Origin of the sequence: Streptomyces sp. Inha503 (genome assembly GCF_047215865.1) — a bacterium.
In the GTDB taxonomy this organism is placed as follows: Bacteria; Actinomycetota; Actinomycetes; order Streptomycetales; family Streptomycetaceae; genus Streptomyces; species Streptomyces lycopersici.
Genome location: NZ_CP178360.1, coordinates 9,396,170 through 9,408,819 on the forward strand (window position 1 = coordinate 9,396,170; position 12,650 = coordinate 9,408,819).

Annotated in this window: 7 protein-coding genes; 5 read left to right on the forward strand and 2 right to left on the reverse strand. The window is 73.3% G+C overall.

Going from position 1 to position 12,650, the window contains the following annotated elements:
- Positions 1–24: 24 nt before the first annotated feature.
- The 3 genes from ACJX2R_RS39850 (at position 25) to pheT (ending at position 5,123) form a co-directional block, all read left to right on the forward strand.
- The gene (locus tag ACJX2R_RS39850) at positions 25–1,242 is read left to right on the forward strand and encodes an ATP-binding protein (protein WP_413104044.1); all 1,218 of its coding nucleotides are present in this window, start codon (positions 25–27) and stop codon (positions 1,240–1,242) included.
- Positions 1,243–1,464: 222 nt separating this feature from the next.
- On the forward strand, positions 1,465–2,595 hold the full coding sequence (gene pheS / locus ACJX2R_RS39855) for a phenylalanine--tRNA ligase subunit alpha (protein ID WP_413104045.1): 1,131 nt from the start codon (positions 1,465–1,467) through the stop codon (positions 2,593–2,595).
- Positions 2,595–5,123, forward strand: a complete 2,529-nt coding sequence (gene pheT, locus ACJX2R_RS39860) for a phenylalanine--tRNA ligase subunit beta (RefSeq protein ID WP_413104046.1) — start codon at positions 2,595–2,597, stop codon at positions 5,121–5,123. Before pheS ends, pheT begins: the two co-directional genes overlap by 1 nt.
- A gap of 96 nt (positions 5,124–5,219) precedes the next feature.
- Here the strand turns inward: pheT and ACJX2R_RS39865 are convergent, their stop codons facing one another.
- Positions 5,220–5,576 (reverse strand): CU044_2847 family protein, encoded by a 357-nt coding sequence (locus ACJX2R_RS39865; protein ID WP_413104047.1) that lies wholly within the window; start codon positions 5,574–5,576, stop codon positions 5,220–5,222.
- A gap of 6 nt (positions 5,577–5,582) precedes the next feature.
- Positions 5,583–9,188, reverse strand: a complete 3,606-nt coding sequence (locus ACJX2R_RS39870; RefSeq protein WP_413104048.1) for a trypsin-like peptidase domain-containing protein — start codon at positions 9,186–9,188, stop codon at positions 5,583–5,585.
- A gap of 323 nt (positions 9,189–9,511) precedes the next feature.
- Between ACJX2R_RS39870 and ACJX2R_RS39875 the strand changes: the two genes are divergently transcribed.
- Together ACJX2R_RS39875 and ACJX2R_RS39880 are read left to right on the forward strand one after the other, a co-directional pair.
- Positions 9,512–10,729, forward strand: a complete 1,218-nt coding sequence (locus ACJX2R_RS39875) for a PP2C family protein-serine/threonine phosphatase (RefSeq protein WP_413104049.1) — start codon at positions 9,512–9,514, stop codon at positions 10,727–10,729.
- Positions 10,730–11,299: 570 nt separating this feature from the next.
- The gene (locus ACJX2R_RS39880) at positions 11,300–12,637 is read left to right on the forward strand and encodes a transcriptional regulator (protein ID WP_413104050.1); all 1,338 of its coding nucleotides are present in this window, start codon (positions 11,300–11,302) and stop codon (positions 12,635–12,637) included.
- The last annotated feature ends 13 nt before the right edge of the window (positions 12,638–12,650 follow it).

Below are 12,650 nucleotides of genomic sequence, written 5' to 3' on the forward strand. Positions count from 1 at the left end.
GGGGACCCGAGAGGGGGTGTGGGGATGGACGTCAGGACTTCAGGCGCCAGGGCGGCCGAAGCCCATGCGCCCGGAGCGGAGCCGCCCGGCGGGGCGCAAGGGGAGCAAGACGAGCGGCGCGGCCGCCCGTCCGCCGGGGAGGACCCCCGCGGCGCGCCGGACGCGCTGGGACCGCACCCCGACGATCTGCCCGACGGCCTGGTGGTGGCCGACGAGACCGGCCTGGTCACGTGCTTCAACGCGGCGGCGGCCCGGATCACCGCCACCGACCCCGCGGACGCGATCGGCCGTCGGCTCGAGGTGGCCCTGCCGTTAGAGGACCTGGACGGCCGGCGCTGGTGGGCGCTGACCGATCCGTACGGAGGGCTGGCCATCCGGGCCGGTCAGCCCGAGCGGAACCTGCTGCTGCCGGGCGGCCGCGAGGTGCTGGTCTCGGCCCGCTATGTGCGCGAGCGGCCGACCGGGCCGGTGCGCCGGGTAGTGGTCTGTCTGCGCGGTACCGAGGCCCGCCGCCGCACCGAGCGCAGCCATGCCGAGCTGATCGCGACCGTCGCCCATGAGCTGCGTTCGCCGCTGACGTCCGTGAAGGGTTTCACGGCCACGTTGCTGGCCAAGTGGGAGCGGTTCACCGACGACCAGAAGCGGCTGATGCTGGAGACCGTGGACGCCGACGCCAACCGGGTCACCCGGCTGATCGCCGAGCTGCTGGACATCTCCCGGATCGACTCCGGGCGGCTGGAGGTGCGCCGCCAGCCGGTGGATCTCGCCGCCGCCGTCCGCCGCCATGTGCAGGCGCTCACCGCGGCCGGGCACACCGCCGAGCGGTTCCTGATCCGGGTCAGGGGGCCGCTGCCCAGGCTATGGGCCGATCCGGACAAGATCGATCAGGTGCTGGGCAACCTGCTGGAAAACGCGGTGCGCCACGGCGAGGGAACGGTCACCATTGATATAGCGCCCGCACCGGCCAAGCCGGTCGCGGAAGGCCCCCCTGAAGGCCCCACTGTCGAAAGGACGGCCGTCACCGTGAGCGACGAGGGCCCCGGTATCCCGGAGGAGTCGATGAGCCGCGTCTTCACCCGCTTCTGGCGGGGCAGCAAGCGCGGCGGCACCGGCCTGGGGCTCTACATCGTCAAGGGCATCGTCGAGGCCCACGGTGGCGCGATCACCGTCGACCGGGCCCGCGGCGGCGGCGCGGAGTTCCGATTTACCCTGCCCGTGGGCACCCCGGCCTATCTGGCCTGATCCACCCGCGGGCTTCTCCAGCACGGGGCGGACCCCGATCGCGACGGCCGTCGCGCGGCGTCCCCCGGAACAGCGCCCCTCTCGCGCCCCTTAGACTCGGGCTTTGGCACCTTTGGCGTCCCCTGCACGGGGCGCAGCGGTCGCAGCCAGTCGAGCCGGGGTCGCGCAGCCGGGGGGCACCTCCCAGCGGTAGCTGGGGGACAAACGGAAGCACGGGAAGAGATGTCGGCACCCAATAAGTCGTACGACCCTGTCGAGGTCGAGGCACTGAAACCGGAAGAGATCGCCCGCAGGCGGGACGAGGCGCTCGCCGCCATCGCCGCGGCCGGGGACCTCGAGGCGCTGCGCGAGGTGAAGGTCGCCCACACCGGCGACCGCTCGCCGCTGGCGCTCGCCAACCGCGAGATCGGCGCCCTGCCGCCGCACGCCAAGGCGGACGCGGGCAAGCGCGTCGGCCAGGCCCGCGGCCAGGTCAACCAGGCGCTGAAGACCCGGCAGGAGGAGCTGGAGGCGGAGCGTGACGCCCGGGTGCTGGTCGAGGAGGCGGTGGACGTCACCCTGCCGTACGACCGCACCCCGGCCGGCGCCCGCCACCCGATCACCACGTTCTCCGAGCGCATCGAGGACGTCTTCGTGGCGATGGGCTACGAGGTCGCCGAGGGCCCCGAGGCGGAGGCCGAGTGGTTCAACTTCGACGCGCTCAACTTCCCGCCCGACCACCCCGCCCGCGAGATGCAGGACACCTTCTTCGTGCGCGGCGCCAAGGGCGACCAGGACGGCGAGGGCTCCGGTGTGGTGCTGCGCACCCACACCTCGCCGGTGCAGATCCGGTCGATGATCGACCGCGAGCCGCCCATCTATGTGATCTGCCCGGGCCGCACCTACCGCACCGATGAGCTGGACGCCACCCACACCCCCGTCTTCCACCAGGTGGAGCTGCTCGCCATCGACGAGGGCCTGACCATGGCCGACCTCAAGGGCACGCTCGACCACATGGTGCGGGCGCTGTTCGGCGAGGGCATGTCCACCCGGCTGCGGCCGAACTTCTTCCCGTTCACCGAGCCGTCCGCCGAGATGGACATGCTGTGCTACGTGTGCCGCGGCGAGTCCGTGGGCAACCCGGACCGGCCCTGCCGCACCTGCTCCAGCGAGGGCTGGATCGAGCTTGGCGGCTGCGGGATGGTCAACCCGCGGGTGCTCATCGCCTGCGGTGTCGACCCGGACCGGTACAGCGGCTTCGCCTTCGGCTTCGGCATCGAGCGGATGCTGATGTTCCGGCACAACGTGGAAGACATGCGAGACATGGTCGAGGGTGATGTGCGCTTCACCCGGCCCTTCGGGATGGAGATCTGATGCGGGTCCCGCTTTCTTGGCTGCGGGAGTACGTCGACCTGCCCGCCGGTGAGGCCGGCCGTGACGTACAGGCCAAACTCGTCGCCGCCGGTCTCGAGGTCGAGACGGTCGAGCAGCTCGGCGCGGGGCTCAAGGGCCCCCTGGTCGTCGGGCAGGTGCTGACCATCGAGGAGCTGGAGGGCTTCAAGAAGCCGATCCGCTTCTGCACCGTGGACGTCGGCCGGGCCAACGGGACCGGTGAGCCGCAGGAGATCGTCTGTGGCGCGCGGAACTTCGCGGCCGGCGACAAGGTCGTGGTCGTGCTGCCCGGCGCCGAGCTGCCCGGCGGCTTCGCGATCTCCGCGCGCAAGACCTACGGCAAGGTCTCGCACGGCATGATCTGCTCCAGCGACGAGCTGGGCATGGGGGACGACGGCTCGCACGGCATCATCGTGCTGCCGCCGGAGTACGAGGTCGGCACCGACGCGATCGAGCTGCTCCAGCTCGTCGACGAGGTCCTCGACATCGCCGTCACCCCGGACCGGGGCTACTGCCTGTCGATGCGCGGGGTCGCCCGGGAGACCGCGACCGCCTACGAGCTGCCGCTGCGCGACCCGGCCCTGCTCGACGTGCCCGCGCCCAACAGCCACGGCTACCCGGTCAAGGTCGCCGACCCGGTCGGCTGCGACCGCTTCACCGCCCGCACCGTCACCGGGCTCGACCCCGAGGCGCACTCCCCGATCTGGCTCCAGCGCCGGCTCCAGAAGGCCGGGATGCGCCCGGTCTCGCTCGCCGTCGACATCACCAACTACGTGATGCTCGAACTGGGCCAGCCGCTGCACGCCTACGACCGCTCCCGGATCACCGGGGCGATCGGGGTGCGCCGCGCGGGGCCGGGCGAGAAGCTCACCACCCTCGACGGCACCCAGCGCGTCCTGGACGCCGAGGACCTCGTCATCACCGACGAGACCGGCCCCATCGGCCTCGCCGGTGTCATGGGCGGTGCCAACACCGAGATCGCGGACACCGTCGCCGACCCCGAGTCCGGCCAGGTGGCGGGCACCACCGAAGTGGTCATCGAGGCCGCCCACTTCGCCCCCGTATCGGTCGCCCGCACCGCCCGCCGCCACAAGCTGTCCTCCGAGGCGTCCCGCCGGTTCGAGCGCGGAGTCGACCCCGAGGCCACCTCGGCGGCCGCGCAGCGCACCGTCGATCTGCTGGTGCTGCTCGCGGGCGGCACCGCCGAGGTGGGCGTCACCGAGATCATCGCGCCCAGCGCCCCGCACACCATCACGCTGCCCGCCGACCACCCGGACAAGGTCGCGGGGGTCTCCTACGGCCGCGAGACCGTGGTGCGCCGGCTCCAGCAGATCGGCTGTGATGTCTACGGCGCCGACGACCTCACCGTCACCGTCCCCAGCTGGCGGCCCGACCTCACCGACCCCAACGACCTGGCCGAGGAGGTCATCCGGCTCGAGGGGTACGAGAACCTCCCCTCGACCCTGCCCCAGCCCCCCGCCGGTCGCGGGCTGACCGAGCGTCAGCGGCTGCACCGCCGGGTCGGCCGGGCGCTGGCCGGGGCCGGATATGTCGAGGCGCTGAACTACCCGTTCCTCGGCGAGGAGGTGCTCGACCAGTTCGGGCTGGCCGCCGATGACCCGAGGCGCGATCTGGTCCGGCTGGTCAACCCGCTGTCGGACACCGAGCCCGCGCTCCGTACGACGCTGCTGCCGGGGCTGCTCGGCGCGCTGCGCCGCAATGTCGGCCGCGGCGAGCACGACCTCGCGCTCTTCGAGACGGGTCTGGTCTTCCGCGCCACCGGTGATGAGCCGCCCGCGGCCGTCCTGCCCGTCGACCGCCGTCCCACCGACGAGCAGATCGCCGAGCTCGACGCGGCGCTGCCGCACCAGCCGCGCCGCGCCGCCGTCGTCCTCGCGGGCGACCGGGAGCAGGCCGGCTGGTGGGGCAAGGGCACTCCGGTGAGCTGGGCCGACGCCGTCGAGGCGGGCCGGGTCGTGGCACGCGAGGCGGGCGCCGAGCTGATCGTCCGCCAGGACCAGCAGGACCCGTGGCACCCGGGACGCTGCGCCGCGCTGCTGGCCGTGGTCGACGGCGAGGAGATCCTCGTCGGCAACGCCGGTGAGCTCCACCCCAGGGTCACCAAGGCCCTGGGCCTGCCCGAGCGCACCTGCGCGATGGAGATCGAGCTCGACCGCCTCGAGCAGGCCGGCGCCGGCCGCGTGGAGGCGCCCCACGTCTCCACCTTCCCGGTGGCCACCCAGGACGTCGCGCTGGTCGTGGACGCGTCCGTGCCCGCGGCCGAGGTCGAGACGGCGCTGCGCGAGGGCGCGGGGGAACTGCTGGAATCCCTCCGCCTGTTCGACGTCTTCACCGGTGAGCAGCTTGGCGAGGGCAGGAAGTCGCTGGCCTACGCGCTGCGCTTCCGCGCCCCGGACCGCACGCTGACCGCCGAGGAGATCGCCGCGTCCCGCGACGCCGCGGTGTCGGCGGCCACCGGCCGCACGGGCGCCACCCTGCGCGGAGCCTGACGGCGACCGGCTACAGCCACTCGCCGTGAACACGGCGATGGGGCGCGTCCCGCATCGGGGCGCGCCCCATCGCCGTGCTGGCTTCCACGGTGACCGTCACGGACCGTGCCCGTCCTCCCGCTGCCAGACCAGTCTGACCGTGAAGTTCCCCTCGGCCGCCGTTTTGGCGATCACCGCTCCGGCCTCGGCGTTGATCTTCACGCCGAGTTCGACTTCGACCGTGCTCGGCGGGTTGGGGAGCGTGGTCAGCCGGTCCAGGAGCGTCGCGGCGGCGGCCCGGACCTGGTCGAAGCTCTCGCCCAGCGTCCGTGCGGCGGTTCCCGCGACCTCGCCCGGCCGGGCGGCGCGCACGATGCCGGAGGCGGTGTGGTCGACCTCCACCACCACCGCTTCCGCGCCGCCCGAGTCCTCGGAACCGTTCAGCGGCACCCGGATGAGCCGTGTCTCGGTCACGCGTCCCTACCCCTTCCTCGTGCACAACGCTCCCCGGTACGCACCGGGGGGCAGCTTCTCGCCGACGGTCGGCGGCAGCGTCTCATCGCCGAGGATGTCGCACAGGTGCGCCATCCACCGCGTGGCCTCGGGAGTCGACGGGCGCTTGGCCGGAGTCGCGGTGGGGCGGCCGGTACTGGTGGTGGGTCCGGGCAACCGGTGCAGCGGATCGCCCTTGCCGGGGCCGACGACGGCGACCAGGCCACGCTCCAACAGGACCGCCGACGGGTCGTCGCCCGGGCCGAGCAGGTCGATCTGCCATCGGCTGTCCACTCTGGTGAGGAAGCCGTCGTCCGTTGAACCGCCGGGGGAGGGGGACGAGGAAGAGGACGGGACGGAGGCGTTGGGGACTTCTCCGTAGACCAGGGTCCGTGAGCCGCCGGTGGAGACGGTGACCCCGGTCACCACGTCCTGCTGGGAGGAGCGCTTCTGGCGGAGGAGCCGTCCGCTCGGCAGTTGGTAGACGGACAGCCGGTGGTCGACCTTCAGATCGCCGATCCGGGTTTCCGCGACGGCCACCCGGGTGAGGTCCGGGCTCACGTCCGCCCACACGCTCTTCTTGGCCGAGCTCGGGAAGGCGAACAGCCGGTGCCCGCGCGGTGACGACCCGCTCAGGTCCCATCGCTTCACGGAGACAGTCGTGCCCAAGGACGCTCCCTTTGCCGTCTCGTTCATCGTGATCAGGCGTTTCCCGCCGTTGTCCAGCCACAGCGCGGTGACCGGCTCCGGCAGGCCGGGCATGGTCTTCTCGATCCGGCCGGTGGCGGTGTCCCAGAGCACGAGACGGCCGTCTTCGCCGAAGAGACCGGTCTGGCCCAGCAGCACCGAGCCATCGGGGGAGAAGGCGAACCGCGCGTACGTCGTCGGCATCGTGAGGCCGGGGATGTCGGGGAGCTCGAAGTCGGGGAACTCCAGGTCGGGGAAGCCCGGTATCTCCCGCGACGTGTCCGGAATCGGATCGCCCTTCTCGGGGCGCGCCAGCGTCCGGTCCTGCCCGGTGCGCACGTCGTACAGGTGCACCGGCAATCCGCGCGGGTCGTTCGACGGAGTCGACTGCCCGCCACTGGGGTTCGAGAAGAGTGGTGCTTCGGCCATGGCCACCAGGGAGCCGTCCGGGCTGACCGCCGTGACGTCCGCGTCACGCCCGGCGGGCAGCCGGCGCCGTACCCCGCCGTCGGTGCGTTCCAGTACGACCACCTCGCCGGCGGCGTTCCGCGAGGCGATCACCTGCCCTTCGGCGTCGATGAGGGACGAGCCCGGCAGGGGGCCGGCCATGTCCGTGAGGAGTGCGTTCATCGACGGGTACCGGGGGGCGAGGAGGTCGGCGAAGCCGTACCGCGCGTACATCTCACCGAGGCGCGCCCGGGTCTGCTCGGTGTCCTGCGTCCGGTAGGCGCGCAGGGCCAGCAGCAGTGCCGTGTACGCGGCCCCGGTGTCGGTGGCGCCGGTCTCGGCGTCGCGCGACTGCTGGAGCAGGACCCGGGACGCCCGGGTGGCCGAGTCCGTGGTGACGTCCTGTTGCCAGGACCGGACCGCCAGCCCCAGAACGCCTCCGATGAGGGCGAGCACGACGACGAGGGCGACGATCACGGTACGGCGGCGCTGGGCGCCGCGGACGCTCGCCTCGATGTATTCCTTCTCCGCCGGAAGCAGCTCGTCCTGGCGTCGCGCGTGCCACTCCCGGGCGTCCCGCAGATCCGCCCCGCGCAGCAGCCGGCCCCGGGACCGCTTGTCGGCGGCCCACGCGGCGATGCGTCGGCGCAGGTCCTCCTGCCACACCCGGAAGCCGCGGTCGGCCTCGAAGAACGCGCGCAGCCGGCTCCAGTGCGTCAGCAGCGTCTCATGGGCCAGCTCCACGGTCTCCTCGGGCGGCCCGTCGCCGGGGCGGTACTCCTCGCCGGGCACGACCAGGCGCGTGGTCATCAGCCGCTGGGCGATCCGCCATTGCTCGGGCGGCAGTTCGGAGCGGGTCAGGGTGCGGCGGGTGGGCTCGACCCGGCCGTCGCCGGGGTGGGCGAGCTGGACGAGCAGCGTGCGGGCGGCCCGGTGCTCCTCCTCGGTGAGGGCGCCGGTCCAGATCTGTTCCGCATGGGTCACCAGCGCGTCGTTGACGCGGCCCAGGGACTCGTACGCGGCGTGTCCCATGACGCCCCGCCGCTGGCGCTCCCACAGCTTGGTGAGGGTGAACTCCAGCAGGGGCAGCCGGCCCGGATCGTTGCCGAGGTCGGCCAGGATCCGGTCCACCAGCCCCGGTTCGTAGCGGACGCCGGTGTGGAGCAGCGGACGCTCGATGGCCGCGCGCAGCTCCTCGTCGGACATCGCTCCCACGGTGAACAGCCGGTCGCCCGCGAACAGCGGGGCGAGCCCGGGGTGGTGGAGGGCGGGGGTGAGGAAGTCGGCGCGCAGGGTGGTGACGACCCGCAGCCGGGACCCGGGGTGCAGAGCGTGCCCGAGCGCGGCCGCCAGCGCGTCCAGCTCCGCCCGCTCGGTACCGATGAGCGCTTCTTCGAACTGGTCGGCCACCACGAGCAGCCGGTCCTTGCCCTGGCGCTGGAGCAGCCGGTCGACGACCGCGGGCAGCTGGCCCGTGCGCACCAGATCCGTCAGTCCGGGCAGCCCGGTCAGGCGGGCGGTCTCGGTCAGGTCCGGTTCGAGGCGCGGAAGCAGGGCCAGGGCCAGGGCGGTGAGCGGGCTCCGGCCGAGCTGTCCGGGGCGGAAGGCGATGATTTCCAGGTCCCGGCGGCCGCGCAGCCGCGGCAGCGCCCCGGCGTGCAGCAAGGAGGACTTGCCGCAGCCGGACGGTCCGACCAGGCTGATCGCCGGTGCGTAGCCGAGCAGGTCGACGATGCGCCGGGCCGGCTCCTCCCGGCCGTGGAACAGCCGGGCGTCGCGCTCCTCGAAGGGCTCCAGGGCCCGGAACGGGCAAGCGGGCAGCGCCGTTTCGCCCAGCGTCGAGGAGCTCTCGCGGAGCGTCTGCGTCGGGATGAGATAGGCCGTGCGCACATCCGGCCTGTCGTCGGCGGCGACGACCATTCCGACCACGCCGCCCTCGGCCACATCCCAGACCGGAGCGCCCGAGAAGCCGGTCTGTACGCGGTGCTCGCTGGACGAATCCGTGTCGTACTGCAACCAGCCGGCGCCGGTCCGACCGCGCAGCCAGCCGACGCTCCACGCGCCGTCGTCGTAGGCGGTGGGAAAGCCGAAGGTGCGCACGCGGCGGTCCGGTTCGGCCACGTCCTCCACGAGCCGGGCCACCGTCGCCCTGGCGGGTGGATCGGTGAGCAGGCGCAGGACGGCGACGTCTCCGGATCCATCGGCCCGGACCGGGGTCCAGGAGGCGATCCGCACCTCCATGCGCCGGCCGGCCTCCGCCAGGGGGAAGTCGACCCATAATCGTCCGGCCGGTGGCTCCGCGAGCGGGTCGGACGGGATGCCCAGCGCTCTGGCCACGACATGGGCACAGGTGATCACTTCGCGGTATCCGCTGAGGAATCCGGCTCCCTCGGGCCGCCCGTCGGCGCCCAGAATCCTCACCACCGAGGCGTCACTCGGCGCGGCTGTGTCCTGTTTCACGAGGCCCCCCACACTCGGTCAACAGCTTTGGGGGAGTCGCGTACGCACCGCCTCCCCCAAGCGATGAATGACACAAGTGTGACCGCGCTCACCTCGTAGGGCAATCCAATTGGCGACAGCCGACAGCCGACACCGCGTCCGCGGTACGGCGGCGTGTTCGGGTGGGTGCCCGGGACACGGTCACCCGATCAGGTGAGATGCGGAGGCGGCTGGTCCAATTGTCAGAAGCTGTCGCAAGAATCGTGCCGGTCGTACGGCCCATGCGGGACCGACCGTCCGGGGGCCCGGCCGACCGCCTCATTGGCCGGCGTTGGGGGCGACACATGATCGGGACATCGGCAGTCGGCGGCGCGTTCGTACGGAGGGCACGGAATCTGCGGGCGGCCGCCCGCGCCGTTCCCTGTCTGTGGGTGCTGGGCGTCATCTGCTGGGAGCTGCTGACCCCGCACCACACCGAGGTCGTCCCGCTCATCGCCGCGGCACCCGCCATCGCCTGCGCGAGCGGTGGCCGCCGCCGATGCGTTCTGCTGCTCGGCGGCGCCGGCCTGCTGTTCGCCCTCGCTCCTCCGACCGCGCTGGAGCCCGACGGCGAGGTGGAGGAGCCGCACGCACCACTGGTCACCTGCTGCGCCATCGTCGGCGTGGCCGTCGGCGGCTATCTCGCGGCGGGCCGCAAGGTGCGGCTGGTCCGCGAGTTGGAGGAGCTACGGGCGGTGGCCGCCGCGGCGCAGGACGTGGTGCTGCGGCCGCTTCCGGCCCGGCTGAACGGCATCGAGCTGGCGGGCGGCCATCTGTCGGCCAGCCGGGGCGCCGCCGTCGGCGGCGATCTGTACGAGACGCTGGCCACCCCGTACGGCGTCCGCGTCATCATCGGCGATGTGCGCGGGCACGGCCTCGCCGCGATCGGCAGCGTGGCCGCCGTCCTCGGCAGCTTCCGCGAGGCCGCCCACGAGGAACCCCGGCTCGGCGGCGTGCTGCGCCGGCTCGACCGCGCACTGGAGCGCCATCTGCGGGCCCGCGCCGAGGGGGAGTGCCCGCTGGACAGCCATGTGGACGAGGAGTTCGTCACCGTCCTGCTGCTGGAGGTGGGCCGGGACGGCGAGGTCACCACGCTCAACTGCGGCCACCCCTGGCCGCACCGCCTCCGCGAACAGCCCGTGGGCCCGGCCCTGGCCCGGCAGACCGCGCCCGGCGAGGTGCTGCCGCCGCTCGGCCTCTTCCCGCTCCCCGCCGAACTCCCCACCGCCCGCTGGGGCGCCCTGGAGACCGGCGACACCCTGGTGCTGCACACCGACGGCGCCGAGGACGCCCGCGACGCCCACGGCACGTTCTTCCCGCTGCGCCGCGCCCTGTCCGAGGCCGCGGGCGCCGGACCACTCGTCCCGGCGGCGGTCGTGGCGGGGGTGCGCTCGGCGCTGCTGCGTCACACCGGGGGTCGGCTCGCCGACGACGTCGCACTGCTCGCCCTGCGCTACGACCACTGCCCGCTCTCGACCCCCACGGCCCTCACCCGCCCCGCCGCCGACGCCCACCGGCCGTGAGGAAACGTCCGGCGGACCATGGCGCCTACGGCGGGCCACGCGGCGGAGCCGCATATCGGTGCTTCCCCCTCCCCGCCCCTTCCCGGCACCTGACGATATGCGGCTCCGCCGCGTGGGGGGCTTCGCCCCGGACCCCGATGCCGGGGTTTCGCCCCAGGCCGCGGAAACCGGGGTTTCGCCCCAGGCCTCGATGCCGGGGTTTCGCTCCAGGCCCCGGAAACCGGGGTTTCGCCCCAGGCCTCGATGCCGGGGCTCTGCCTCAGGCCCCGATGCCGGGGCTGCGCCCCAAGCCTCGATGCCGGGGTTTCGCCCCAGGCCCCGAAACCCGGGCCGCGCCCCAGGCCCCGAGACCGGGGTTCCGCCCCTTCCCGATACCAGGGGGTGTGCCCCAGGCACCAGGGGGCCAGGGGCGGAGCCCCTGCCGCGCGGTGGTGGCGGAGCGGCATATCGAGGTTGCGGGAAGGGGCGGGGAGGGGAACGGCCCCGCTGGGCCCCACCTCGTCCCGATTCACACCCCGTGCGAATCGCGCTCCATTACGCTGGCGCCACCGAGCGCTTGGGGAGGGCGAGATGGAGCCCAACACACTGCTCGACTCCGTGCTCGACGAGGCCGGAGTCTCCCACGCGGGGCTGGCCGCGCATGTCAACGAGGCGGGCAGAGCACGGGGGATGAAGCTGCGGTATGAACACACCGCCGTGGCCCGGTGGCTGAAGGGGCAGCGGCCGCGCGGCCAGGTGCCGGACCTCATCTGCGAGGTGCTGGGCGAGCGGCTGCACCGCGCCCTCACCCTGGACGACATCGGCCTCGGCACCCCCGGCAGCGTCCGCGGCCCCGCCACCCCGCTCTCCGGATTCGTCGAGCGCGCCACCGCGCTGTGGCGCTCCGACGAACAGCAGCGCCCGCATGTCGTCGAGGCCCCGGCGGTCACCGGCACCCCCGCCGTCATCCCGGTGTGGGAGTGGGAGAACCCTCCCGAGGACTCCGATGTCTCCCGGCGCGGGCTGACCCGCGTCAGCATGACCGACATCGAGACGCTGCGCGCCGCCCGCGCCCACTACGAGCAGATGTACCGCAAGGCCGGCGGTGTCGCGACCCGGACCCGGGTGGTGGGGTTCCTCAACTCCGAGGCCGCGCCGCTGCTGCGCGGCGCGTACGCCGACGACACCGGCCGCCAGCTGCACCGGGCGACCGGCGGCCTGGTGGCCATCGCCGGGATCTGCGCGTACGACTCCAACGCGCACGGCCTGGCCCAGCGCTACTTCCACCAGGCGCTGCGGCTCGCCAAGGCCAGCGGCGACCGGGGCCTGGGCGCGTATGTGATAGCGCTGCTGGTCAACCAGTCCCTCTTCATGAAGGAGTACCGGCAGGCGGTCGCCTTCGCCGAGTCGGCGCTGCGCGCCGCGGGTTCCCAGATCACCCCCGCGCTCGCCGCCGACCTCTACGCCATGCAGGCCAAGGCGTACGCCCGGCTCGGCGACGGCGCCGGGGCGCTGTCCTGCATCCGGCGCGCCGAGACCGCCGCCGACCGGATCAGACCGGGCCAGGAGCCCGACGAGACCGGCTATGTCCAGCCCGGTCTGGTGAACATCCAGGTGGCCGAGGCGCTGCTGAGCCTCGGCGACCTCGGTGGCGCCCGCGAGCACGCCACCGCCGCGGTCGGCACCCCCGCCCACGACCGGGGCCGGGTGCACCGGCTCGCCATGCTCACCCATATCGAACTGCGCCAGGGCGAGGCGGACCTGGCGGGCGCCACGGCGGTGGAGATGACCGAGCGGGCGCGGGGCATGGAGTCCCAGCGGTTACGCGACCGGCTGCGGGCGGTACGGGAACACCTCGCGGCGAGCGGAAGCGCCGCGACGGCCGAGGCCGCCGAACTCATCGACGGGGCACTGCGCGTTCCTCTGTGACCGCGGTTCCGCT

Excerpts from the sequence above, each read along its gene's own strand:
- ACJX2R_RS39850 (WP_413104044.1), top strand. The coding sequence starts at position 25 with ATGGACGTCAGGACTTCAGGCGCCAGGGCGGCCGAAGCCCATGCGCCC.
- pheS (WP_413104045.1), top strand. The coding sequence starts at position 1,465 with ATGTCGGCACCCAATAAGTCGTACGACCCTGTCGAGGTCGAGGCACTG.
- pheT (WP_413104046.1), top strand. The coding sequence starts at position 2,595 with ATGCGGGTCCCGCTTTCTTGGCTGCGGGAGTACGTCGACCTGCCCGCC.
- ACJX2R_RS39875 (WP_413104049.1), top strand. The coding sequence starts at position 9,512 with ATGATCGGGACATCGGCAGTCGGCGGCGCGTTCGTACGGAGGGCACGG.
- ACJX2R_RS39880 (WP_413104050.1), top strand. The coding sequence starts at position 11,300 with ATGGAGCCCAACACACTGCTCGACTCCGTGCTCGACGAGGCCGGAGTC.